19 protein-coding genes are annotated in these 24,808 nt (G+C 73.4%); 4 read left to right on the top strand and 15 right to left on the bottom strand.

The genetic code is table 11. The annotated features are described in order from the left end of the window. Positions 1 to 152 precede the first annotated feature (152 nt). From ACFC2L_RS10880 to ACFC2L_RS10840, 9 genes are all read right to left on the bottom strand, one after another. On the bottom strand, positions 153 to 1,484 hold the full coding sequence (locus ACFC2L_RS10880) for a cellulase family glycosylhydrolase (RefSeq protein ID WP_375824316.1): 1,332 nt from the start codon (positions 1,482 to 1,484) through the stop codon (positions 153 to 155). 188 nt (positions 1,485 to 1,672) lie between these two features. Next, positions 1,673 to 2,941 carry a cellulase family glycosylhydrolase gene (locus ACFC2L_RS10875; protein WP_375824315.1) on the bottom strand — a complete coding sequence of 423 codons (1,269 nt, stop codon included), beginning with the start codon at positions 2,939 to 2,941 and terminating at the stop codon, positions 1,673 to 1,675. A 286-nt stretch (positions 2,942 to 3,227) separates the two neighbouring features. Further along, complete coding sequence (locus ACFC2L_RS10870) at positions 3,228 to 5,114, bottom strand: PfkB family carbohydrate kinase (RefSeq protein WP_375824314.1); 1,887 nt, start codon at positions 5,112 to 5,114, stop codon at positions 3,228 to 3,230. Beyond that, a complete protein-coding gene (locus ACFC2L_RS10865) occupies positions 5,111 to 6,391 on the bottom strand; it encodes an AGE family epimerase/isomerase (RefSeq protein ID WP_375824313.1) in 1,281 nt (426 codons plus the stop codon). Before ACFC2L_RS10865 ends, ACFC2L_RS10870 begins: the two co-directional genes overlap by 4 nt. Further along, positions 6,388 to 8,919, bottom strand: coding sequence for a glycoside hydrolase family 2 protein (locus tag ACFC2L_RS10860; RefSeq protein WP_375824312.1), 2,532 nt, complete (start codon positions 8,917 to 8,919; stop codon positions 6,388 to 6,390). The genes ACFC2L_RS10865 and ACFC2L_RS10860 overlap by 4 nt, the downstream gene beginning before the upstream one ends. Continuing rightward, complete coding sequence (locus ACFC2L_RS10855) at positions 8,916 to 9,782, bottom strand: carbohydrate ABC transporter permease (RefSeq protein ID WP_375824323.1); 867 nt, start codon at positions 9,780 to 9,782, stop codon at positions 8,916 to 8,918. The genes ACFC2L_RS10860 and ACFC2L_RS10855 overlap by 4 nt, the downstream gene beginning before the upstream one ends. 47 nt (positions 9,783 to 9,829) lie before the next feature. Further along, positions 9,830 to 10,768, bottom strand: coding sequence for a carbohydrate ABC transporter permease (locus tag ACFC2L_RS10850; protein ID WP_375824311.1), 939 nt, complete (start codon positions 10,766 to 10,768; stop codon positions 9,830 to 9,832). 81 nt (positions 10,769 to 10,849) lie between these two features. Next, complete coding sequence (locus ACFC2L_RS10845; RefSeq protein ID WP_375824310.1) at positions 10,850 to 12,154, bottom strand: ABC transporter substrate-binding protein; 1,305 nt, start codon at positions 12,152 to 12,154, stop codon at positions 10,850 to 10,852. 169 nt (positions 12,155 to 12,323) lie between these two features. Beyond that, positions 12,324 to 13,340 (bottom strand): LacI family DNA-binding transcriptional regulator, encoded by a 1,017-nt coding sequence (locus ACFC2L_RS10840; RefSeq protein WP_375824309.1) that lies wholly within the window; start codon positions 13,338 to 13,340, stop codon positions 12,324 to 12,326. Positions 13,341 to 13,429: 89 nt separating this feature from the next. On the opposite strand from ACFC2L_RS10840, the gene glgB reads away from it, so the two are divergent. Then, positions 13,430 to 15,661 (top strand): 1,4-alpha-glucan branching protein GlgB, encoded by a 2,232-nt coding sequence (glgB, locus tag ACFC2L_RS10835; RefSeq protein WP_375824308.1) that lies wholly within the window; start codon positions 13,430 to 13,432, stop codon positions 15,659 to 15,661. Between the two features lie 280 nt (positions 15,662 to 15,941). Here the strand turns inward: glgB and ACFC2L_RS10830 are convergent, their stop codons facing one another. Genes ACFC2L_RS10830 through ACFC2L_RS10820 form a run of 3 tightly spaced genes read right to left on the bottom strand, consistent with a single transcriptional unit; the run spans position 15,942 to position 19,161 of the window. Then, positions 15,942 to 16,889 (bottom strand): co-chaperone YbbN, encoded by a 948-nt coding sequence (locus tag ACFC2L_RS10830; protein WP_375824307.1) that lies wholly within the window; start codon positions 16,887 to 16,889, stop codon positions 15,942 to 15,944. A 20-nt stretch (positions 16,890 to 16,909) separates the two neighbouring features. Beyond that, a complete protein-coding gene (locus ACFC2L_RS10825; RefSeq protein WP_375824306.1) occupies positions 16,910 to 17,947 on the bottom strand; it encodes a hypothetical protein in 1,038 nt (345 codons plus the stop codon). After that, positions 17,944 to 19,161: a hypothetical protein gene (locus ACFC2L_RS10820; protein ID WP_375824305.1), complete on the bottom strand. Its 1,218-nt coding sequence runs from the start codon at positions 19,159 to 19,161 to the stop codon at positions 17,944 to 17,946. The genes ACFC2L_RS10825 and ACFC2L_RS10820 overlap by 4 nt, the downstream gene beginning before the upstream one ends. 375 nt (positions 19,162 to 19,536) lie before the next feature. Between ACFC2L_RS10820 and ACFC2L_RS10815 the strand changes: the two genes are divergently transcribed. Further along, on the top strand, positions 19,537 to 20,961 hold the full coding sequence (locus ACFC2L_RS10815; RefSeq protein WP_375824304.1) for a hypothetical protein: 1,425 nt from the start codon (positions 19,537 to 19,539) through the stop codon (positions 20,959 to 20,961). A 3-nt stretch (positions 20,962 to 20,964) separates the two neighbouring features. Continuing rightward, positions 20,965 to 21,411 (top strand): hypothetical protein, encoded by a 447-nt coding sequence (locus ACFC2L_RS10810; protein ID WP_375824303.1) that lies wholly within the window; start codon positions 20,965 to 20,967, stop codon positions 21,409 to 21,411. A gap of 31 nt (positions 21,412 to 21,442) precedes the next feature. Here ACFC2L_RS10810 and ACFC2L_RS10805 read toward each other — a convergent pair whose 3' ends face one another. The 3 genes from ACFC2L_RS10805 to ACFC2L_RS10795 all read right to left on the bottom strand — a co-directional run bounded on the left by ACFC2L_RS10805 (position 21,443) and on the right by ACFC2L_RS10795 (position 23,499). Then, positions 21,443 to 22,231, bottom strand: coding sequence for an alpha/beta fold hydrolase (locus ACFC2L_RS10805; RefSeq protein WP_375824302.1), 789 nt, complete (start codon positions 22,229 to 22,231; stop codon positions 21,443 to 21,445). Positions 22,232 to 22,308: 77 nt separating this feature from the next. Next, on the bottom strand, positions 22,309 to 23,160 hold the full coding sequence (locus ACFC2L_RS10800; RefSeq protein WP_375824301.1) for an alpha/beta hydrolase: 852 nt from the start codon (positions 23,158 to 23,160) through the stop codon (positions 22,309 to 22,311). Positions 23,161 to 23,193: 33 nt separating this feature from the next. Beyond that, positions 23,194 to 23,499: a hypothetical protein gene (locus tag ACFC2L_RS10795; RefSeq protein WP_047232918.1), complete on the bottom strand. Its 306-nt coding sequence runs from the start codon at positions 23,497 to 23,499 to the stop codon at positions 23,194 to 23,196. Between the two features lie 202 nt (positions 23,500 to 23,701). Between ACFC2L_RS10795 and ACFC2L_RS10790 the strand changes: the two genes are divergently transcribed. Continuing rightward, entirely contained in the window at positions 23,702 to 24,673 is a 972-nt protein-coding gene (locus tag ACFC2L_RS10790) for an FKBP-type peptidyl-prolyl cis-trans isomerase (RefSeq protein ID WP_375824300.1), read from the top strand. Positions 24,674 to 24,808: the final 135 nt, after the last annotated feature.

Raw genomic sequence — 24,808 nt, 5'->3', positions numbered from 1 at the left:
GGGCAGGGCAATCTGCTCGGTAACCCACGACCTTCATAGCGAGGCCCCGCCCGCGCGACCCGGGCCGACCCGGGAGCTACTCATACCGTCTGACCCGGCCGCCGAGGTAGAGGCGTGGTCACGACCACGCCTCTACCTCGCGGACCGGGCCGCTACCTCGCGGAGCAGTCGACCACCGGGGGCAGGGCGGGCGCGTCGCCACGACCGGTGAAGCCGTAGGTGATCGTCCCGCCGGCCGGGACGTTCGCGTTCCACGACTCGGCGGCGACGGTCGCGACGCCGTCGTGGACCGTCAGCGCCCCGTGCCAGGACTGCACGAGCTCGCTTCCCGCGGGCACCCGCCACGACGTGGACCACGTCGAGACGGGCTCTCCGCCGAAGTCCACCCGGACCTGGCCCTGGTAGCCGCCGGGCCACCGGTACAGGACCTCCAGCTCGGCCGAGCAGCCGTCGGCGCGGCTCGCGAACACCGACGCCTCGCGCGACGTCTCGGTGAAGCCGTCCGGGCCGTCGAACAGCCGGGTGCCCCACGGCGACGGCTGCTCCGGGTCGAAGCCCTGGACGAGGTCGAGGTCCTCCACGCCTCCGCTGTTGCCGCTCCACGACCACCCGAACCAGCCGAGGCCGAGGCGCCGCGTCTCGGCGAGGATCGTGTCCTCGTCGACGTCATTGCCGTAGTGCGCCGGGCCGAACTCGCCGACGATCAGCGGCAGGCCGGCGTCGACGAAGTGCTCCAGGTAGTCCGTGACCACCGCCCCGTCGCCGTAGACCTCGTACATGTGCACCGAGAACACGACGTTCGCGTCGGGGTCGGCGTCGAACACCTGCTGCGCCTGGGAGTACATCGTCCGCGACCAGTCCTGGCCCCAGTTCGGGGCGTCGACGACGATCGTGTGCTCGTACCCGATGTCGCGCAGCCGCTGGACCGCGGCCGAGGTCCGCGCCGCCCACTCGTCGGCGATCGGACCGTTGCCGATCGGCTCGTTGCCGATGTTGACGAGGACCCTGTCCTCCGTGCCGGCGAGCGTCGGGTAGAGGTCCTCCCAGTAGTCGACCGCGCGGTCGAGCGACACCGCCGCCGGCGCGTACTCGTCGCCGTACCCCGTCGTGTCGTGCACCTCCAGGGCGCACACCAGCCGGTTCACGTCGCACTCGCGGACGACGCGCGCGACGTCCGCCGGGTCGTTGCGGGTCCACTGGTCCCCGCTCGACAGGACGACGCGCACCGCGTTGGCGCCCGTGCCCTTGATGTCCTCGAACGACTGGGACTCGTGGGTGTACCAGGTGTGGGCGTGGTTGACGCCGCGCAGGACCAGGTCCGACCCGTCCGGCTCGACCAACCGACCGTCGACCACGTGGAGGCCCTCCTGCGTCGAGCTCGCGGTCGCCGTCGGGGCGAGCGCGAGGGCCGACACCCCCGCCACGCCGAGCGCGACGACCGTCGCCGTGAGCGCCCTCGTCCAGGGCACGTCGTGCGTTGTCATAGAACTCCTTCGTTCATTCCCGGGTGTTCCGGGATGCACCAGACGGTCATTCCTTGACCGCCACGTCGATGAATCGCTTCATCAGCGCACAGGGGTGGATCGAGCGTCGCGACCACCACCCTGCGCGCCCTCGCGCCGGTCGACCCGACCGGCGCGAGGACACCCCTGCGGGTCCGATCAGCGCCGGGTCACCGGTCGGCCGCCGAGCCGCGCACCACGCACGACGCGCTGCTCTCCCAGCCCCACCCGTCCCCGTCGGGGTCGGACGACGCGCTCGCGCAGTACGGGTACCCGTTCGGCGCCGTGCTCCCGCTCCCGGAGCCACCACCCGGACCCGTGTCCGCGGCGGAGCCGCGCACGACGCACGAGGCGCTGCGCTCCCAGCCCCAGCCGTCCCCGTCCGGGTCCGACGACGCGCTCGCGCAGTACGGGTACCCGTTGGGCGCCGTGCCGGTACCGCCGTCACCACCGCCGTCACCGCCGTACACCGAGGCCACGGGCGCGTTGCGGGCCTGGAGCCCGTCGGCGCCGTGGACGAACCGCTGCCCCCACGGCGTGAGCGAGCCCGCGGAGAACCCGTTCACCATGTCGAGGTACTCGACGCCGCTCCCGTTGCCGGACCACGACCAGCCGAGCATCCCGAGGCCCTGGGACCGCGTGTAGCTCATGATCGTGGCCTCGTCGGGGTTCCCGTCCGAGTGGTTGTCGCCGAACTCGCCGACCATGATCGGCAGCCCGCGGCTCGTGAAGGAGTCGAGGTAGGCGCGCACCTCGGCCGCCGTGTCGAAGACGCCGTACATGTGGACGGAGAAGACCACGTTGTCGTCCGCGGCCGCGACGGTCGGGGCGTTGTCACGCATGGTGAAGGACCAGTCTTGACCCCAGTTCGGGGCGTCCACGACGATCGTGTGGTCGAGACCCGCACCGCGCAGGGTCTGGATCGCCGCGACGGTGTCGGTCGTCCAGCTCTGGTAGCCGGAGTTGCCGTAGGGCTCGTTGCCGATGTTGATCATCACGTACCGCTCCTGGCCGCGCAGGACCGACGCGATGCTGGTCCAGTACTGCGCGGCGCTCGCGAGCGACCGGGCGCTGCCGTCCTCGCCGTAACCGGTCGTGTCGTGGTTCTCGAGGATGCACACGAGCTGGTTCTGCTTGCAGCGCTCGACGACGCCGCTCACGTCGGACGCGGAGCTCGTCCCGTACCGGCCGCCCGAGAGCACGACGCGCACCGTGTTCGCACCGGCGGCACGGATGTCGGCGAAGGACTGCGTCTGGGTCGGGTACCAGGCGTGCGCGTGGTTGACGCCGACCGGCACGAACCGGTTGCCGTTCGCGTCGTAGATCGTCCCGCCCCGGACGGAGAACCCGTCGCTCGCGGCGCTCGCACCCTGCGCGAGCGTCGGCACGACGAGCAGGGCGAGCAGCGCGCTCAGGGCGATGGCGAACAGTCGTCTCATCGATCTTCCTCCCGGTCCGGGCGTCGTCGCCCGGTCTTGTCGGCGGACGTCGTCGTCGGGCTCGACCGCGAACCCTCGCCGGGCCCGTCGCGGCCCGTTGACGCCGACAGCGCTTAAGCGCTTCATGTCGAAGTTAGTGCATCCCCGAGGAGAATTCCAGGGTCGTTCTCGTCCGTCTCGGGGCGCCGTCCACGCCGCACCGCCGCGACCTGCGGGCAGCGTCACGAGCGGGCCGGGGCGCCGGACGGACGCGCCCGGCCCGCTCGCGCGCCAGGGTCGAGGAGGATCAGTCGCGCGAGCGCGCCCGCAGCTCCTCGTAGGCGCGCCGCACGACGTCCGCACCCGGCTTGCCGTACATGCAGTAGTCGTCGTTCGTGGCGGCCTCGGACGCGGCGTACAGCGGCGACGGCCAGTCCCACAGGAAGAACCCCGAGACCCAGGGCCGCTCCGCGCAAGCCTCGAACATCTCGGTGAGCCAGCTCGCCTGCGCCTCGCCCGACGGCGGGCCGGCGAGCGTCCAGTCGTTCGGTCGCGCCGGTGAGCCCTCGCGGCTGGGGCAGCCGGCCTCCAGGAAGACGAACGGCTTGTCCTCGCGCGCGACGACCGCCTCGATCCGGTCGAGGTGCTCGTCCCACGTCCCGGCCGGGTAGTAGCCCGAGCTGCCGATGACGTCGACCGCGTCCCACCAGGTGACGCGGTCCTCCTGGTACTTGTCGCAGTTGTAGGTGACGAGCCCGCCGTAGACCTCGCGCACCGCGGCCACGAGCGCACGCCACTGGGCGTCGCGCCCGTCGGCGCGCACCATCTCGCACCCGACGCAGAGCATCTCCGCACCCTCCTCCGCGGCGATGCGCGCATGGTGCACGACGAACTCCGTGTACGACGCGAACCACTCGTCCCACGAGGGCTCGCCCGGGACGTCCTCGTCGAAGAACCCGATGAACGCGCGCCACGTCCCGTCCGCCGAGTCGACGACCGGCTTCAGGCACACCTTCCAGCCCCGGGCCTTGGCACCACGGATCGCGGCGCGCACCTCGTCGTCGGTCACCGTCGGCTCGTCACCGTAGCGGACCGTCGTCGACTGCGGCGTGCCCTGCTTCGCCGAGAACGTCACGGCGACCCAGTCGACGCCGAGCACCTGCAGCTCGTCCATGGAGCGCTCCGCCTCGGGGCCGGTCCAGGTCCCGCGCACGCCCGTCCAGCCCCAGGTCATGCCGGCCACGGGCGCCCCCGCGAACGGCGCGGGCCGCACCGGGCCCTCGGCCGTCCGCAGCTCGGCGCGCGTCGGCGGGTCGGCGCCCGGACGCGACACGGTGACCGACGCCGCGACGGCGGCGGACCGGGCCGCGGTCCGCACGGCGGCGTCCGAGAGCCGGCGCAGGGCGTCGGCCCCGCCCGGACCCTGCACGCCGCGCGCGGCGAGCGCGTCGAGGAGGGCCCCGGTGAAGGTGTCCCCCGCGCCCACGGTGTCGACGACGTCGACCGCCCGGCCCGGCACCTCGACGACGCGGCCGTCGTGGCGGACGAGCGCCGCGCCGTCGCCCCCGCGCGTCACGACGACGAGGGCCGCGCCCCACGCCGACCAGCGGCGGGCGACGTCGAGCGGATCGGTCCCGGGGGCGAACCAGGCGAGGTCCTCGTCGCTCACCTTGACCACGTCCGCGAGCGCGACCAGCTCCTCGACGCGCGCGCGGACCACCGCGGGGTCGTCGACGAGCGCGGGGCGCACGTTGGGGTCGTAGGAGACGACGGCGGTCGCGCGCGCCCGGCGCACGACGTCCCGGACCGCGTCGGCCCCCGGCGCGAGCACCGCGGCGACGGACCCGACGTGCACGACGTCGACCCCGTCGACGGGCACCGGGCCGAGCTCCCACGCGAGGTCGAACGTGTACGTGGCCTGCCCGGCGGCGTCGAGCGTGACGGTCGCGGCAGACGTGCGACCGGTCGACGGCGCGTGGGCCTCGACCACGACGCCGCCGGCGTGCAGCCACGCTCGCACCCGGGCACCCCGGTCGTCCGGGGCCAGGGCCGTCGACAGCACGACGTCCCGACCCAGCCGGCCGAGCGTGAGGGCGACGTTCGCAGGGCTCCCGCCGGGTAGGTCACGGGTCGCGCCGGCGCCGTCGGGGACCACGTCGACGAGCGCCTCGCCGACCACGAGGAAGCGCGTCACGAGGTCACCTGCCCGTCGTGGACGGCGCGCGCGAGCGACGGGCCGATCGGCAGCCGGGGCAGCAGGGTCGCCTGGACCGCGTGGTAGAGGTCCGGCTTGCCCGGCCACGTCGCCCCGGCGGGCCGGTTCGACGGGTCGAGCTCGTGGTGCCACGACCCCCGCGCGTGGTCGACCACGCGCGTCACGGCGTAGTCCCACCACGTCGCGTAGAGGTCGGCGTACCGCGCGTCCCCGGTGCGCCGGTGCAGCGCGTCGGCCGCGGCGACCGCCTCGGCGACGACCCAGTGCATGCGCTCGCGCACCACCGGGGCGCCGGTCCAGTCCGTCGTGTAGACGAAGCCGTCGGCGCCGTCCACCGCCCACCCGTCCGCCACCGCCCGGTCGAACAGCACGACCGCCGTCGGACGGAGGTCCGGTGGCGCGAGCGTTCCGAGCGCACCCTCCAGGTGCAGGAGGAGGCGGGACCACTCGAGGCCGTGCCCGACGGTCGCCCCGTACGGCTTGAACCGGTCGGCCGGGCGGTCGGCGTTGAGCTCGAGGTCGGGCATCCACGTCGCGTCGAAGTGCTCGGGCAGTCGGCCGTCGTGCGCCGCCGCGAGGCGGACGACGAGCCGGGCCACGCTCGCGGCGCGGTCGCGCCAGGCGAGGTCGCCCGTCGCGTCGGCGACGGCGAGCATGGCCTCGACCGCGTGCATGTTCGCGTTCAACCCGCGGTACGGGTCCAGGTCCTCGAAGGCGACGTCCCACGTGTCGACCACGAGGCCGGCGGCGTCGTCCCAGAACCTGTCGAGGAAGACGGCGCACGCGTCGTCGAGCAGCCCGCGTGCACCCGGCAGCCCGGCGAGCGCCGCGCTCGACGCGGCGAGCAGGACGAACGCGTGGTCGTAGGCGGACTTGCCCGCCGCCCGGTCCGGTCCGCCCTGCGCGTCGAGGGCGTGGAACCACCCGCCGTGCTCGGCGTCGCGGAGCGGGCCGAGCAGCCCGTCGAGCGCGCCACGCGCCACGGGCTCGCATCCGGGGACCCCGAGCATCGCGCCGAGCGCGTAGACGTGGACCGTCCGGCACGTGATCCAGGTCTGCACGCCCGCCGCCGGGTCCGGCACGCCGTCCGCGTCGAGGTACGCAGCACCGCCCCCGGGGACGACGACGCGCCGACCGAACCCGAGCAGGGCGCGCGTGTGCGCGTCCAGCCAGGCGACGTGCGTCCCCCGCTCGGTCCACGCGAGCTCCTCGCGCACCCCGGCCCGCGCCGCGCGGTCGATCGCCGCCGCGGTCACGAGGGGACCGCCGTCCGGCGCACGACGAGCTGGTTGACGCTCCGCAGGACCTGAGGGTCCGCGAGCGCCGCACGGTCCAGCGGTGCCGGCGCCGTGACGTGGAACGTGACGCTCTCGCCGGCGAGGAGGTCCACGAGCAGGTCGTCCACGACGGCGTCGGGGTGCACCTTGTCGACGAGCAGGGACAGGCCCCGCACGAGGGTGTCCGTCGTGACCCGGACGCGGGCGCCGTCGTCGGTCGAGGTGACCTCGACGTGCAGCGCCGGGCTGCGCAGGGCGCTGTCACGCGGCTCTGCGTAGAACCAGGTCGCGCTCTCGTGGCCGAGGGACACGACGAGGAGCTCCTCCGCGGCGTCGCCCGGCACGGCGACGTCGGCCGACAGCGGGACCGTGGCCGTCGCGCGCGCCGCGACGTCGACGGGGATCTTCGCCGCCTCGATCTCGACCCCGTCGTAGCGGGTCCGCCGGACGACGAGGTCGCCCCGCCAGCGCTCGGCCGAGTCGTTGACGACCGCGACGACGAGCCGACCGTCCGCACCGCGCGGCTGGACGGTGAGCAGCCGGTCGGCGAAGGCGTGGCGCAGCGCGTGCAGGAGGGGCTTCGCGCGCCCGTCGCCGTCCACCGCCGCCCACGACGTGACGGGCCAGCAGTCGTTGAGCTGCCAGACGACCGCGCCCATGCAGCGCGGGCTCCAGGAACGGTAGTGCTCGAGCGCGGTGCGCACGGCGGTCGCCTGGTTCCAGGACATGGCCCAGTGCCAGTCCTCCATCGCGTCGGGCAGCGGGACGTGCGCGACGAGCCCGTCCGTGAGCTTGTCGTTGCCCTGCATCGCCTTCTGGTGGACGAGCATCCCGGGCGACTCGGGGGTCAGCGGGTCGTCGCTGATCGCGCGCGTGAGCGTGGACCACGAGGGCGGCCCCTGCCAGCCGAACTCGGCCATGAAGCGCGGCACGGTGTCGCGGTAGTGCGGCCAGTCCTGGCGGTTCCACAGCTCCCACTCGTGCATCGAGCCGTGCCGCGGGTCGTTCGGGTGCACGTCGAGGCTGCCCGACCACGGGCTCGACGGCGTGTACGCGCAGTCCGGGTCGAGCTCCGCGACGACGCGCGGGAAGAGGTCGGTGTAGTACCCGAGGCCCCACGTGCGGCCGTCGAGGCGCTTGTCCCAGCTCCAGTCGTGGAAGCCCCAGATGTTCTCGTTGCTGCCGTTCCACAGCACGAGCGACGCGTGGTGCCCGAGGCGCACGACGTTGTCGCGCGCCTCGGCCTCGACCTCGGAGCGCAGCGGCTCCTCCTCCGCGTAGGCCGCGCAGGCGAAGAGGAAGTCCTGCCAGGTGAGGACGCCCCGCTCGTCGCACAGGTCGTAGAAGTCGTCCGACTCGTAGATCCCGCCGCCCCACACGCGCAGGAGGTTCAGGTTCGCGGAGACCGCCTGGTCGATCCGTGCGGCGTACCGCTCGCGCGTGACGCGGTGCGGGAACGCGTCGTCCGGGATCCAGTTCGCCCCGCGCACCCAGACGGGCACCCCGTTGACGACGAACCGGAAGGACGTGCCGTCCTCGTCGGGCTCCATCTCGAGCGTCGCGGTGCGGAAGCCGACGCGGCGGGCGGACGCGTCGAGGTCCGCGCCCTCGGCCAGCAGCTCGACGACGACGTCGTAGAGCGGCTGGTCACCGTGCGTCCGCGGCCACCACAGGTCCACCTGGGGCACGACGACGTCGACCTCCACCGTGTCGGCGTCGGCCGGCACCTGGACCCGCACCCCGGCGACGGACGCCGCGAGGGTGAGCGGCGCGGGACCGTGACCGGTCCCGGCCGCGCCGGAGCGCTCGACCTCCGCGACCACGCGCACGCGCCCGGCCGCGGACGCCAGGGCCTCGCCCGGCTCGCCCACGACCGTCGCGTGGACGCGCACCTGGGCGAGACGCGCGACCGACCAGGACTCGAGCCGCACCGGGCGCCAGATCCCGGACGTCGCGGTGTCGGGGCCCCAGTCCCAGCCGAAGCTGCACGCCATCTTGCGCATCGCGTTGAACGGGTGCTGGTTGACCTGCGGCCGGTAGCCCAGGAGCAGGCTCTGCCGGTCGGCGTACGGGACGGGGGCCGTGAACCGGACCGCGAGCTCGTTCTCCCCCTCGACGAGCAGCGGGCCGACGTCGAACCGGTAGGTGCGGTGCATGTTCGCCGTGGTGCCGACGACCGTGCCGTTCAGCCGGACCTCCGCGACGGTGTCGAGGCCGTCGAAGACGAGGTCGTGCCGCTCGTGCCCCTCCGGCGCCCACGCGAAACGGGTGGTGTACACCCAGTCGGTCCGGCCGATCCACGCGAGCAGCCGCTCGTGGTCGTCGAGGTACGGGTCGGCGATCAGCCCGGCGGCCAGGAGGTCGGTGTGCACGCTCCCGGGCACCGTGGCCGGGACGTCGGAGACGACCGTCCCCGCGGGGACGGGCCCCGCGCCGGCGCTCACCGTCCAGCCGTCGTGCAGCTCGCGTCGGGTCGTCGCGGGGACGGGGGTGGCGGTGAAGGTCACTTGGTGGCTCCTGCGGTCAGGCCGTTGTAGATGTGTCGCTGGAGGAGGAGGAAGGCGATCAGGGTCGGGACGATCACGAGGATGGTCCCGGCCGCGATGACCTCCCACTCCGACCCCGTCGGTCCCTTGAACCGGAAGAGGGTCGTCGAGATCACGCCGAGCTTGCTCGACGGCATGTAGAGGAAGGGGATGTAGAACTCGTTGTAGATCGCGATGCCCTTGATGATGACGACGGTGGCGATCGCCGGCTTGAGCAGCGGGAAGATGATGCGCGCGTAGATCGTCAGGCGGTTCGCCCCGTCCAGCATCGCAGCCTCGTCGAGCGAGCGCGGGATGGAGCGCATGAACTGCAGGAAGATGTAGATCGCGATGATGTCCGTGCCCATGAAGAGCACGATCGCGGCCCAGCGGGTGTTGAAGAGCCCCAGGCCGTTGATGATCTGGAACGTCGCGACCTGCGTGGTGACCGCGGGGACGAGCGTCGCGAGCAGGAATCCGCCCATGACGAGCTTCTTGCCGCGGAAGTCGAACCGGTCCACCGCGTACGCGGTCATGGTGCCGATGAGGATCGTCCCGGCGAGCGCGACGACGAGGATGATCATGGTGTTCACGAAGCCCGCGAGCATGTCGCTGTCCGTGAAGGCCCTCGTGAAGTTCGAGAAGTTGAACCAGTTCCGGGGCAGGTCGAGCGGACCGGTCGTCACGTACTCCTCGCGGGACTTGAAGGCCGCGAAGAAGATCGTGAGGATCGGGACGACGGCTGCCGCGCACGCGACGACGAGGCTGATGTACTTCGCCGTCGTGGCCAGCGGGCCGGCGACCGGCGCGACACCCCTCGAGAACCGGGCGGCGGCCCCGCGCATCTTGTCCGCTGTGGTGATCCGGGTCGGCGCGGGTGCGGTGGGGGCGCTCATACCAGGTCTCCCTTCTCGTCCGGGAAGAACTTGCGTTGGATCGCGCTGATCACGAGGACGATGACCAGCAGCACGACGGCCATCGCGGACGCGAGGCCGACCTTGGAGTACCGGAACGCCGTGTCGACGGTCTGGATGACGAAGGTCTCGGACCCGTTGGCCCCCTTCGTCATGATGAAGGGGATCTCGAAGACGGAGAGCGCGCCCGAGATCGCGAGGATCAGCGACAGGCCGACGATCTGCTTGATGCCCGGGAAGATGATGTAGCGGAACTTCTGCCACGACGTCGCGCCGTCGAGGTCGGCCGCCTCGTAGACGTCGCCCGGGATCGCTTGGATGGCGCCGAGGAAAAGGACGAAGTTCAGCCCCATGTACCGCCACACGGACGTGCCGGCGAGCGAGTAGTTGACGATGGACGGGTCACCGAGCCAGTGCGGCGTGTCCTGCACGCCCACGATCCCGAGCAGGGCGTCCAGCGTCCCGTCCGGGCGGAAGAAGTAGAGGAAGACGAGGCCGATCGCGACGCCGTTCAGCAGGTAGGGGAAGAAGATCACGCCTTTGAAGAAGTTCCGGAACCGGGTGCTGAAGCTGAGGATGGTCGCGAAGTAGAGGGCGAGCGCGAGCTGGACGAGGGCCCCGACCAGGTAGTAGAGGCTCACGAAGAAGACCCGGAACAGCTCGGGTCGCGTGAAGATGTCGACGTAGTTCGTGAACCCGACGCTCTCCTTCACCGCGTCGAGCCCGTCCCAGGACGTGAAGCTGTACCAGACCATGTTCGCCACCGGCAGGTAGGTGAACACGAGCAGCAGCCCGATCGGGACGACGAGGAACAGCCACGGGGTGAGCGCCCCGGACCGCCGCCTCGGCGGTCGGGACGTCGCGCTCCGTCGGCGCGACTCGGTCGGAGTCGCCACGGTCGGACTGGTCACAGCCATGTCATGCTCATTTCGGTCGGTACGGGCGCGTGGCCCCCGGCGGGGCGAGCCGGGGGCCACGCGCGAACCAGGACTCCTGCGTCAGCCGACGACGCTCGCGCGCGCGGATGACCAGCGAGAGTTGAGGTCGGCGAAGAACGACTCCTTGTCACCGTCGGCGGCACCGCGGGCGACGTCGACCAGCTGCTTGCGGTACTTGTCGCCCCAGAGGTCGATCTCCGCCTCGTTGCTGATGTCGTTGTCCCACGTCTCCTCGCCCGCCGGGGCCGGGGAGAGCTCGACCTGGTTGACGCCGAGGGCGTCGAACGTCGCGAGGGAGTCGGGAGCGGGGGCTCCGACGAGCGGCGAGATCCCGCCCTGCTCCGCGGCGAACGTCGACTTGTCCAGGAACCAGTCGACCCACGCCCGCGCCGCCTCCTTGTTCTCGGAGTGCTTCGAGATCGCGAGCTTGTAGTCGCCCGAGACGGTCGAGGAGAACGTCCCGTCCGTCTGCCACGGCATCGGCCAGAAGTCGATGTCGTCCGCGGACCCGCCGGCGGCCTCGGCCGCGTCCTTCATCTGCGGCACGGCCCAGGAGCCGAGCACCATGGCGCCGACCTTGCCGGTGCCGAGGAGAGTCTTGGACTCCTCCCAGTTGGTCGTGGTCGGGTCCTCCTCCGTGACGCCCGCTGCGACGACGTCGTAGAGCAGCCCGTCGATCGCGTACTGCTCGTTGCCCTCGGACCACGGGGCGTCCTGCGACGTGCGGATGCTCACCGCGTCGGTCCCCGCGAGCGTCCCCTGGTTGTTCTGCCACTGCGTGAGCGGCCAGCCGTCGGTGTAGTTCGTGTAGTACGGGATCGCGTCGGTCTTCTCGCCGATCTGCTGCAGCGCGTCGACGAACGCCTCGGGCGTGGCGGGCGGCTCGGTGATGCCGGCCTGCTCCCAGACCTTCGTGTTCACGACGTAGCCCATCGCGGTGCCGAAGGTCGCGATGCCGTAGACCTCGCCGTCGTAGGCCTGCTCGTTGATGAAGCGGTAGTCCTGCGCGAGCTCGTCGACCGTGCCGAGGGGCTCGAAGAACTGCGGGAGCTGATCCTTGCTGACCGAGTTCGGGACGAGGAGCACGTCGCCGTAGTCCTGCGTGTTGAGACGGATCGAGACGTCGCCCTCGTAGTCGGTGATCGCCTCGAACTCGACCGTCACACCTGGGTTCGCCGTCTGGAACTGGTCCGCGTAGTCCTGGAGCGTGGTGTCCACGATGTCCGTGCGGTTGGTCAGGACCGTGATGGTGCCCGAGAGCTCGCCGTCCTCGCCGCCGCCCTCGCCCGAGCCGCTCGAGCACGCGCCGAGCGCCAGCGTCAGCGCTGTCACGGTGAGCACGGCGGCGATCTGCTTCCTTGCCATGTCGTCTTCACTCCTTGGTCGTCGTTGACGTCGCGTGCGACGGGCCCCGTGTTTCCGGGCGATCACTGGCGACACGACTAGTGAAGCGCTTAAGTTCTCGTAAGTCCACCGGCGATCTATAACGAACAGATATCGGACCCCAGGCTCGTGCGAGGAGTGGTGAAGCGCGTCAGGACGAGCGGCGTGCCGTCGTGCCGCGCGGGCGCAGCGTCGGCGTGGAGTCGAGGAAGCTTCCCCCGACCTTCCCCTCGATCCGGTCGAACAGGCGCCGGGCCACGTGCGCGCCGTACCGCGTCACGTCGTGGCTCAGCGCCGACAGCCGCGGGAACGTCGCCTCGCACAACGGCGAGTCGTCCCAGGCGATCATCGACACGTCCTGCGGCACGCGGACGCCGATCTCGCTCGCGACCCCCAGCCCCGCGACCGCCATGACGTCGTTGTCGTAGATGATCGCCGTGGGCGCGTCCGTCCCGGTGAGGAGCGTGCGGGTCGCCACCGCACCCTGGACCGCCGAGTAGTCGGTCCGGACCACCACACCCTCCGCACCGAGCGTCGCGATCTCGTCGCGGAACGCCTCGTCGCGGATCCCGGTGTGGCCGAACCCCTCCAGCCCCGCGACCCGCGCGATCCGGCGGTGCCCGACGGCATGCAGGTACCGCACCGACTCGCGGACGGCCGCGGCGTCGTCCGTCCAGACGTTCGTCAGGCCGCCCGCGAGCGCCGGGTCCCCCACGACGACCGCGGGCAGCGCCTCCGGCTCCGAGAACATCGCGATGCGCGGGTCGTCGACGCTCGGGTCGACCAGGATCACGCCGTCGACCCGCCGGGCCGCACGCCACGCGCGATACGCCCGCAGCTCCGTCTCCTGGTCCGGCACGACCTGCAGGAGGAGGGCGTACGAGCGCTGCGACAGCTCCGACTCGATGCCGGCGAGGAACTGCATGTAGAACGACTCGACCCCGAGCATCCCGGGGTCCCTCGCGAGCACCAGCCCGACGGTCTCCGTCCGCGCGCCCGAGAGGGACCGCGCCGCGGAGCTGGGGGCCCAGCCCAGGTCCGACGCGATCGCGAGGATCCGTGCGCGGGTCGCCTCCGACACCCCCGGCCGGTTGTTCAGCGCGTACGACACCGCGCCGGTCGAGACCCCGGCCTCCCGCGCGATGTCCGCGATGGTGATCCTCGCCACGACACTCCTTCCTCCAGGTCGCGAGCCTACTGCGACCGCCCGGCGAGCCCGTCGTGTCCCGGTGCCGCAGACGTGGAAAGGTTGGGCCCATGACCGGGTCCGCCGCCTCCCCCGCCCCGCCGCCCGTCGTCGTGCCGCCGGACGCGCTCGCGGCCGCGGCCGCCGGGCGCACGTTCGACCCGCACGCCGTGCTCGGCCCGCACCTCGCGCCCGACGCCGACGACGCGCGCGCCGTCGTCCGGGTGCTGCGCCCGCTCGCCGACGAGGTCGTCGTCGTCACGACCGACGGCGAGCACCCCGCGGCGCACGAGCAGGACGGCGTGTGGGCCGCCGTCGTGCCCGTGCACCAGGACGCCGACGGCACCCGGCACGCCCCCGACTACCGCGTCCGGGCGCGCTACGGCCACGAGGCCACCACCGCCGACGACCCCTACCGGTTCCTGCCCACGCTCGGCGAGGTGGACCTGCACCTCCTCCGGGAAGGCCGGCACGAGGAGCTGTGGCGCGTGCTCGGCGCCAACCTGCGCACGTACCCCAGCGCGCTCGGCGACACCGCCGGCACCGCGTTCGCCGTGTGGGCGCCCAACGCGCGCGCGGTCCGCGTCATCGGCGACTTCAACGGCTGGGGCGCGACGCACCCGATGCGCTCGCTCGGCTCGAGCGGCGTCTGGGAGCTGTTCGTCCCTGGCGTGGGCGCGGGCGCACGCTACAAGTACGAGATCCTCGGCCCCGACGGCTCGTGGCGCCAGAAGGCCGACCCGCTCGCCAAGGGCGCGGAGGTGCCGCCCGCGACGGCCAGCATCGTCGTCGAGTCGCAGTTCGCGTGGACCGACGACGACTGGCTCGCCGCGCGCGCCGCCCACGACCCGCACACGCAGCCCCTCAGCATCTACGAGGTCCACCTCGGGTCGTGGCGTCAGGGGCTGTCCTACCGCGACCTGGCGGAGCAGCTCACGGCGTACGTCGTCGAGCAGGGGTTCACCCACGTCGAGCTCCTGCCCGTCGCCGAGCACCCGTTCGGCGGGTCGTGGGGCTACCAGGTCACCGGCTACTACGCCCCGACCTCACGCTTCGGGCACCCCGACGACTTCCGGTACCTCGTCGACCGCCTGCACGCCGCGGGCGTCGGCGTCGTCGTCGACTGGGTCCCCGCGCACTTCCCGCGCGACGAGTGGGCCCTCGCGCGGTTCGACGGCACGCCCTGCTACGAGCACGCCGACCCCTTGCGCGGCGAGCAGCCCGACTGGGGCACCTTCGTCTTCGACTTCGGGCGCAACGAGGTCCGCAACTTCCTCGTCGCCAACGCGACGTACTGGCTCGAGGAGTTCCACGTCGACGCGCTGCGCGTCGACGCCGTCGCGTCCATGCTCTACCTCGACTACTCGCGTGGCCCGGGCCAGTGGCACCCCAACGTGCACGGCGGGCGCGAGAACCTCGAGGCCATCGCGTTCCTCCAGGAGGCCAACGCGACCGCCTACCGGCGCACGCCCGGCGTCATGATGATCGCCGAGGAGTCGACGGCGTGGCCGGGCGTCACCCGGCCCACGTCGTCCGGCGGCCTCGGGTTCGGGCTCAAGTGGAACATGGGCTGGATGAACGACTCCCTGCGCTACGTCGCCGAGGAGCCGATCAACCGCCGCTACCACCACCACGAGATCACGTTCTCGATGGTCTACGCCTACTCCGAGCAGTTCGTGCTGCCCATCAGCCACGACGAGGTCGTGCACGGCAAGGGCTCGCTCTACGGGAAGATGCCCGGCGACGACTGGCAGAAGCGCGCCGGCGTCCGCGCGTTCCTCGCCTACCAGTGGTCCCACCCCGGCAAGCAGCTCCTCTTCATGGGCAGCGAGATCGGCCAGCACTCCGAGTGGAACGAGGGCCGCTCCCTCGACTGGGACGGTCTCGCCGCCGACCCCGGGCGGCAGGGCGTCCAGCGCGCCGTGCGCGACCTCAACGCGCTCTACCGCGCGACCCCCGCGCTCTGGGAGCTCGACCACGACCCGGCAGGCTTCGAATGGCTGGACGCCGACGACGCCGACCACAACGTCCTCGCCTACGTGCGCCGCGGGCGCGACGGGGGCGAGGTCGCCGTCGTCGTGAACTTCGCCGGCACGCCGCACGAGGGCTACCGCCTCCCCCTGCCGTCGGGCGGCGCGTGGCGCGAGGTGCTCAACACCGACGCCGAGGTCTACGGCGGGTCGGGTGTCGGCAACCTCGGCGAGGTCGAGGCGGAGGCCGTCCCGTGGAAGGGCCGCGCGCACTCCGCGACCCTGCGCCTGCCCCCGCTCGGCGCGCTGTACCTCGTCCCGTCGCCGAGGTAGAGGTCTGGTCTGCCGACGTCGAGGCCTGGTCTGCCGACGTCGAGGCCTGGTCGCCCTGGGTGGTGGGTGGGGTGGCGGCGCCGGGTCTACCATCCGCCGCTCGTTCCTCGCGGCTCCCGCCAGGCCCGCCACGACCCGGCGCCATCACCCCACCCACCCGGCTTCGTCCCACCTCCTGCGCTGCCTCCTCAGCGCGACGGCGGCCGGTCACCGTGGGTGACCGGCCGCCGATCGTCCGCGTCCGTGTGCAGGTGCAGGTGCAGGTGCAGGTGCAGGTGCGTCAGTACAGGCTGATCGCGAGGCGCTGGCGGGCCTTGCCGACGCGGGGGTCGGTGGGGCCGACGACCTCGAAGTAGTCGAGGAGGCGGACGCGGAGCTTCTCCTTGGCGTCGGCGTCCGCGCCGGGGAGGAGGTCGAGCAGGCGGCCGAGCGCATCGTCGACGTGACCGCCGAGGATGTCGAGGTCGGCGATGGCGAGCTGCGCGTCGACGTCCCCCGGGGCGTCCGCGGCCGCGGCGCGGACGGTCGCGAGGTCGGCGTCACGCGTCCGCTGCAGGAGGCGGACCTGCGCGAGCCCGGCGACGGCGAGCGCGTCCCGCGGGTCCTGCTTGATCGCCTTCTCGTAGGCCGCCACGGCGGCGTCGAGGTCGTCGCGCTCGATCGCGTCGTACGCCTCCTGGTGCAGCGGCGGCAGCTCGGGCTCGGGCTCCGGGGCGGGCTCGGCGGGCACCGGCTCGCCGTCGCCGCCCTGGGCCGGGACGCGGCCGGTGACGCCGTTCGCCTCCGCGGCCTGGAGCACCTGCTCGATCACCGAGCGCACCTGCTCGGCAGGCGCGGCGCCCTGGAACAGCGGTACCGGCTGGCCCTGGAGGATGGCGACGACCGTCGGGACGCCCTGCACCTGGAACGCCGCCGTGATCTGCGGGTAGGTCTGGGCGTCGACGCGGGCCAGGAGGAAGCGGCCGGCGTACTCGTCGGCGAGCGCGCCGAGGTCGGTGCCGAGCTGGGCGTTCGCCTGGTCGGTCGGGATCCACAGCAGGACGACGACCGGGTACTGCGTCGAGTCCTGGACGAGCTGGCCGAACGTCTCGTCCGTGACGTCGACGACGTAGCCTCCGGCCGCGGGCGCGCCGCCCTCCTCCCCCGGCGGCGGGGACTGCGGGCGGGTCAGCGCGGACAGGTCGACCGCTCCGCGCACGTCGAAAGCGGGCTGGGTAGGTTCGCTCATGGTCGCAATCCTACGGAGCGTCAGGCGTTCGCCACCGACGTCGCGACGTGCTCGTTGCCCACGACGCGGATCTTCTCCTCCGACCCGGCCGGCGGGACGTAGAGGGCGACGACGTCCACGTAGCCCACCTTGAGAACGTTCGTCGGCGCGGCGCCACCGTAGAGCGCCTTGATCGTCTCGGTGTCGGGGGGGACCTGCGCGCCCTCCTCCGCCGTCATCGTCTCCTGCGACGTCATGGCGCCCACGACGAGCGCGCCACCGTCCGCGGTGCGCACCGAGCGGACCTGCTCGTCGGCGTTCGGGGTGAACGTCAGCGCGTACGCGCCGGCGGCGGGCTCGAGAGCCGTGGCCCAGGCCTGGGCGCGCTCCGCGAGCAGCGTCCGGAAGGAGTCGTCCTCGAAGGTGCCGACGAAGCCCGACCCGGTCCCGAGGTTGAGCACGTCGGCGTACTGCGCGACGGCGTCCGTGGGCGTGACGAGGAGGCTCGAGTCGTCGGGGGCGACGGCCTCGCTCCCGATGCTCGGGTCGGCGAAGCTCGGCATGGTCACGCCAGGCAGGAGCCGCACCCAGGCCCAGAGCTGGTAGGGATCCCGTGCGCCGGCCTGCTCGAGGACGGACAGGCGCGGGGTCTGCAGGCTCTCGGGCTGGACGCTCACGGCGTACGAGGTGCGCGGCCAGGTCTGCGTCGTCGGGATGACGACCTGCTGCGCCTCGGTGGGGAGCTCCGTCACGAGGTCGGCGTTGCCGCGTGCTGCGGCGACGGCGAGCTGGCTCGTGCGGATCGCGAGCGCCGGGCCGGTGACGCGCGCGTCGAGCTGCGCCGGGTCGTTCGCCTCGCTCGCCGCGGCGAGCGCCGAGGCGACCGCGTCGAGCACCTCGGTCTCCTGCGCCTCGGAGAGGACGGGAGGCGGGGGGTCCTGGGTGGGGTCCGGCTGCGGCGTCGGCAGAGGTGCGGAGCAGGCGGCGAGGAGGAGCGCGCCGACCAGACCGCCGGCCACCCCGGCGAGGGGACGGCGGGCGCGGCGGGCGCGGGCCGTGTCGCGGGCGGTGCTGGTCATCGGGTGCTGTCCTTCGTCTCGTCCGTGTCGCGCTGCGGGTCCGCGGTCTCGCCCGCCCCCGTACCAGGGGTGAATCCCCACGCCCGGCGCCAGGCGTCGGCACGTGTCGCCGCGCTGTCCTGGCTGGTCGGGTGCGCGTCCGCGGCGTCGACGGTCGGCTGCGCCGCGGTCTTGGGCCGCCGCTCGCCGCGCGCGACGATCGGGATCTGGCCGGTGAGCCAGGCGCGACGCGGCTTCTGCCCGCGCGCCTGCTGCTGGGCGAGGCGGTCCGCCTCCTCGCGCTCGCGCAGCTCGCGCCGCGTGAGCATGCGCACCTGCGCGGTGTCGGTGGGCACCTCGCCGTCGGAGGTCGCGCCGTCGCCCTCGCCCGACGGCGCGGGCGGCGCTGCCGCCGGGGCGACGGCCGGGGTCGCCGACGTCGCGGTGCCGCGTCCCGACGGTCCACGGCGCTTGGGGCGCAGGCTCGCCGCGCCGATGCCGAGGCCCAGGAGGATGAGGACCGCGCCGCCGATCACGCCGGGCCACAGGAACGGCGTCTCGACCTGGCGCGGCCAGGACAGCTCGAGCGTCGGGGCGACGGCGCCCTCACCCACGCCGGCCACGAGAAGCTGCCAGCGGCCGGGCTGGTCGGACCAGCGCAGGCTGGCCGAGCCGGCGCCCGTCGACTCCTCGAACCACATGTCCGACCCGGCGGGGTCGACGCCGACGACCGTCGTCTCGGCCGGTGTCTCGTCGTCGGCGGGGGTCTCGCCCTCCGCGGGGGTCTCGCCCTCGGCGGCGGCCTCGCCGTCGGCGGGCGTCTCCTCCGACGCCTCGCCCTCGGCGGGAGACTCTCCGTCGGCCGGGGTCTCGCCGTCGGCGGGCGTCTCCTCTGCGGCGGACGGCTCGACGGCGCGCGTCGCGAGCGCGTCCCAGTCGCTGAGCCCGGTGACGACGCCGTGGGCGTCCTCCCCGACCCAGCCGGTCACGTCGACCTCGCGGCCGATCGCGAGGGTCACCTGCTGCTCGCCCGGTGCCGTGGCGCGGATCGTCACGTCCTCGGCGACGAGGTCCAGGACCCCGGGCTCGGTGACGAGCAGGGTGCCGTCCCCCGTGTACGCCGTGGTCGCCACGACCGTGTCGCTGTCCCGCCACACCGTGGCGGACGCGACGCCGAGGCCGACGGCGACGAGCCCTCCCACGAGCAGGAGGGCAGCGATGATTCGTTGGAGCACCGAGGTTCCCTTCGTCGATCGACGTTCCAGAATAGGTGCGAAACCCCTTGTAGATCGACCTCGGGGAATCGTGCGCGGATCCTCACGATCCGTTCACGAGCCCCTCTCCCCTCGGTCCCACGCTCGTCAGCCGGGATTCAGGAAGAGCGCGCGCGACGCCGTCGGACCGGCCTGTGGCCTCCCCCGTGCCCTCCGTCCCGCAGCACTGCGACCATCGTCTCACCTGCTCCAATCCGGGTATTCAGGACAGCCCGATCCCCGTATCCTGGTCGGAGCACGGCGGGGCCGTGGCACGACCGCCGCGCCCTCCCTCCTCGCGAGGGGACGCCGCCCGGCGGCGGACGCCGCGACGAACCAGCACCGGAGGTCATCGACGTGTCCGACGAGCGCACGCTCTTCCCCATCACGATGCGCGGGTACGACCGCGTCCAGGTCGAGGCACAGCTCGCGAAGCTGGAGAAGGCCGTGGAGGACGCGCGCTCGCGCGTCGAGGCCGCGGACGCCCGCGCCATGCAGCTCACGAGCGAGCTCTCCGACGCGCAGCGTCAGCTCCGCGAGGCGGAGCGCCCCTCGTACGCCGGCCTCGGCTCCCGCATCGAGCAGCTCATGCGCTCGGCGGAGGAGCAGTCCGCCGACATCCTCTCCCAAGCCAACGCCCAGGCCGCCGACATCATGGCGCGCGCGAAGCTCTCTGCCGGCCAGGTGCGGTCCCGCGCCGAGAACGAGGTCGCCGAGCTCCTCAACAGCGCGCGGCTCGAGTCGGAGGAGATCCGGGCCACGAGCGCGTCGGAGGTCGAGGGCACGCTCCTCAGCGCCCAGCGCCGCGCCGAGGAGCTCGTCGGCTCCGCCGAGCGCGAGGCGGCTCGCATCCAGAGCGCGATCGCCACCGAGGAGAGCGAGCGCCGCGCGTCGCTCGAGCGCGAGCTCGGCACGCTGCGCGCGACGGCGGAGCGCGAGACGACCGAGCTGCGCGTCACGACCGAGCGCGAGGCCGCCGAGCTCCGTGCCCGCGTCGCGGCGGAGACCGCCGCCCAGCGCGAGGCCGCCGAGCGCGAGTCCGCCGAGCTCCTGGAGAACGCGCGCCGCGAGGCGCAGCGCCAGGTCGACGAGGCGCAGCGCAAGGCCACCGAGGCGGCCAACGCGGTCACGTCGGAGATGGAGGAGCTGCGCGACAAGGCCCGCACCGCGCTCGCCGACGCGGAGCTCGAGGTCGTGCGTCGCCGCGAGGAGGCGGAGCGCGAGAACGCCGAGCGCCACGCCGCCGCCAAGGCCGAGACGGAGAAGCTGGTCTCGACGGCCGAGGAGCACGCGACGGAGGCGGAGAAGCGCGTCGCGCTCGCGCTGGAGCAGGCCGAGAAGGTCCGCCGGGAGTCCGACTCGTACGTCAAGGACCTCATGTCGACGGCCCGTCGCAACGCCGACCAGATCGTCGCCGAGGCGCGGTCGTTCGCGGACCAGACCGTGAGCGACGCGAAGGCGGAGGCCGAGCAGCAGCGCAACGTCGCCCAACGTCAGCTCGAGGACCTCACGCGCCAGCACGACTCGATCAACACCTATCTCGACGAGCTGCGCGGGCTCCTCGGCGGCGAGGCCGAGACCGCGAAGGCTCCCGCGAAGAAGGCGGCGGTCCCCGCGGGCACGCCCGCGCAGCAGGCGCGCGCGGCGACGCTCATGACGGCGGAGTTCCCGGTCGTCGCCGACGAGCCGGACCAGCAGGGCGCGTCCGCCGCCCCGACGAAGCGTCGCCCCGCGGGCCAGGTGGACGCCGAGGCCGAGACCGACGCCCCCGCCTCGGCCTGACCGGTGTCCTCCGCGGACCCCACGGGCCGCTCCGGGTCCGCTGCCGACGACTGGCGTCGGCAGCGGACCGAGGCCGCAGCGCACCAGCAGCGCGAGCTCGACCGCCAGCGCGCGCGGGAGAGCGCCGCGGCACGCGCGCTCCTCGCCGAGTTCGTGGTCCGCGCCCGTGAGCGCGGTCTCGCGCCCGAGCCGCTGCGCGCCCGCTCGTTCGACGGCACGGCCACCTACCGGACCCCGCTCACGGGCTGGTACCTGCGCCGCAACCGCAGCGTCGCCGTCGGCGAGGACGGGGAGTTCTACGTGCTCGGCGTGCCCGGCAGCCTGCTGGGGCGCCTGCGCGGCGTGACCGTCGAGCCGTCGGACCCGCCGATCGTGCTCGGCAAGGGCGGACGGGACGGCGAGTCGATCGACCTCGCGGACGCGCTCGCGCTCGTGCTCGACGACCGCTGACCGCTCCGACCCGCCGACGCGGGGTGCCGGCTCAGGCCGAGGCGCGGGCCAGGAGGTCGGCCAGGGCGTCCGCGACGGCGGCCGGGTCCTCGACCGCGCTCATGTGCCCGGCGCCGGGTACCTGGACTAGCTGCGCCGTGGGTGCGGCGTCGGCCATGTGCTCGGCCTCGGCCGCGGGCGTGAGCGCGTCCTCCTCCCCCACGACGACGGCCACCGGGCCGGAGAACCCCTCGAGGACGTGGGTGCGGTCCGGCCGGGCCGCCATGGCGCGCTGCGACCACGCGACGCCGTCGGGCCGCTGCCCGCGGATCCACTCCTCGAGCCGTGCCGTGAGGTGCTTGCGCGCGGCCTTGCTCGTCTCGCCGAGCATCACGCCCGGCATGCCGAGGACGGCGTCGACGGTCTGGGACCGCGCGGCCTCGTCCGCGACGCGCAGCCGGTTGGCGCGGGCCTCGTCGGTGTCGGCGGTCGACTTGGTGTCCACGAGCCCGAGCCCGGCGACCAGGTCGGGGTGCCGCTCCGCGAGCGCGAGCGCGACGTAGCCGCCCATCGACAGCCCCGCGACGACCGCGCGCGTGATCCCCGCCGCGGTGAGCGCGGCGGCGGTGGCGTCGGCCGAGGTGTCGATCGACGCCGGCTCGCCCGCCAGCGGGCTCGCGCCGAGCCCAGGGAGGTCGACCGCGACGACGGTGGGCTCGCCCGGCAGCGCGGCCGCGACGTCGGCCCACATGCGGTGGTCCAGCGGGAAGCCGTGCAGCAGCACGAGCGGGGTCCCGTACCCCTCGCGCAGCGTGAAGGTCTCGAGCGGGGCCGTCGTCACGTCGTCCTCCTCAGGTCGTGCTTCCGTCGTCAGGTCTCGTCCCACCGTGCCACGGCCGCGACCGTCCTGCCGGGACGTCAGTCGTCGACGCCGTCCGACCGGCTCGCGTCGTAGCTCGCCTGGTCGGAGTCCGCGGTGTCGCGCTCGGCCGTCACGGCCGCGGTCCCGTCGCCGGACCACGCGGTCGGCAGCGGCAGCGGGAACCCGGGGCGGACGTGGCCGACGATCTCGTCGAGCACGCGACGCACGGACGACTCCCCCACCCACAGGTGCTTGGCGCCGTCGACGCCGATCACCTCGGCGTTGCGCACGCGCGCGAACCGTCGGCGCGCCTCGTCGGGGCGCAGGTAGTCGTCGAGCTCGGGGACGAGCACGACGAGGGGCTTGCCGAACGCGTCCCACCGGTCGAGGTCCTCGTCGGTCGCGCGGTGCAGCGGCGGCGACAGCAGGATCGCGCCCTCCACCGCCGGGTCGGTGCCGTGCTTGAGCGCGAGCTCGGTCCCGAACGACCACCCGACGAGCCAGCGGTGCGGCAGGTCGCGGAACTCGGCGAGCTCGATCGCGGCGGCGACGTCGAAGCGCTCCGCCTCGCCGCCGTCGAACGCGCCCTCGCTCGTGCCGCGCGGCGACGACGTCCCGCGCGTGTTGAACCGCAGCACCGCGAGGTCGGCGAGCGCGGGCAGGCGCCACGCCGCCTTCCGGTACACGTGCGAGTCCATGTAGCCGCCGTGCGTCGGCAGCGGGTGGAGCGTGACCAGGGTCGCGACCGGGTCGCGGTCGGCCGGGAGCGCGAGCTCGCCGACGAGCGTCAGCCCGTCCGCGGTGTGCAGCTCGACGTCCTCGCGCCGCGCGGGCAGGACCGTCAGGGACCGGATGGGGGTAGGACCGGCCGGGACGTCGGCCCCGGCGGGCTCGGGTGCGGTGCTCATCGTGGTCGAGCCTAGTTCGTCAGCCGCGGACCTCTACCGGGGCCGACGACGCCCGCGCGCCTGCCAGCACGACGTGTGCCAGTGCCGGCGGTGGTCGAGCGCCGTCTCGGCACCGAAGAACGAGTCCTCCTGCCAGGCCACGACGTGCCCCGTCCCGGGCGGGATCTCCTGGTTGCACCCCGGGCACAGGTACGTCTTGGACCCGCCGCGCACCGTGCGGACCTGCCACTCGCCGTCGGCCCCGGACTCGCGGCGCGCGCCGCCGAGGGCACGGTCCAGGTCGAGGGGCGCGGGCTCCGCTCCCCACGGTCGCTTGCGGGACGGTCGACGGGACGGCATGCACCCATTCTCCCCCGGGCACACGGCCGGGGCGGCTCCCAGCGGGAGTCCAGGCAGGACCGCTAGAGTGTCCGCGCCGGTGCTGCACCCGGCACGCGGACGCGAGGCGACCCCGACCCGGGACGCCGACGACCGCCGTCGTGCGGGTGCGGCCCAGACCCGACGGCCCCGCGTCGTCCCACCGACCGAAGGACCCCCTCTCGTGAAGCACCGCACCCTGCGCGGCGTCGCCGCGCTCACCCTGGGCGCCGCCCTCGTCCTCTCCGGCTGCGCCTCGGAGGGCGGCGGCTCCGGCGACGAGACGTCGTCGAGCCCGTCCGCGACCGACGGCGCCAGCGATGCCGCGACGTCGTCGCCCGAGGACGTCGCGGCGCTCGAGGCCGTGACGGTCACCGGCGACCCGGGCGCCGAGCCCACCGTGGAGTTCGACCAGCCGTTCGAGGTCTCCGCCGCGGCCGCCATCTCGCTGGACGACGGCGAGGGCGACGAGATCGCCAAGGGCCAGCAGATCACCATGCACACGGCCGCGTTCTCCGGTACGGACGGCGCCAGGATGGGGTCGACGTGGGAGACGGGCTCCCCCGAGCAGCTCCTCATCGACGACTCGATCTTCCCGCAGCTCCTCGACGTCGTCGTCGGCAAGAAGGTCGGCACCCGCTTCCTGTTCGCCAACCCGACGACGGACCAGACGACCGGCGAGCCGATCACCTACCTCACCATCGGTGAGGTCACCGGCGTGAAGACCATCCCGTCGCGTGCCGAGGGCGAGGCGGTCACGCCCGCCGAGGGCCTGCCGACCGTGACGCTCGACGACACCGGCAAGCCGACCATCGAGATCCCCGAGGGCTACGAGGCCCCGACCGAGCTCGTCGCGCAGACGCTCATCAAGGGCAGCGGCCCGGTCGTGACCGAGGACCAGACCGTCACCGCCCACTACACGGGCATGCTGCTCGACGGCACCGTCTTCGACTCGTCGTGGGACCGCGGCGCCCCCACGAGCTTCTCGCTCCAGCAGGTGATCCCGGGCTGGACGCAGGGCCTCGCCGGGCAGACCGTGGGCAGCCAGGTGCTGCTCGTCATCCCGTCGGAGCTGGGCTACGGCGCGCAGGGCAGCGGCACGATCCCCGCGGACTCCCCGCTCGTCTTCGTCGTGGACATCCTCGACGCGCAGTGACCTTCGCCTGACCCGACGAGGGCCGCACCCCGCCACGGGGTGCGGCCCTCGTCGCGTCCGGGACCGGTCCGGGTCCGGGACGGGGGTCCCGGCTCGTCGGGACCCGAGCCGGGCGGGGCCCGCGTGTCGCACGAC

The sequence above is a fragment of the Cellulosimicrobium sp. NPDC055967 genome (genome assembly GCF_042269845.1).
Classification (GTDB): Bacteria; Actinomycetota; Actinomycetes; order Actinomycetales; family Cellulomonadaceae; genus Cellulosimicrobium.
This window is presented reverse-complemented; position numbering and strand designations above follow the sequence as displayed.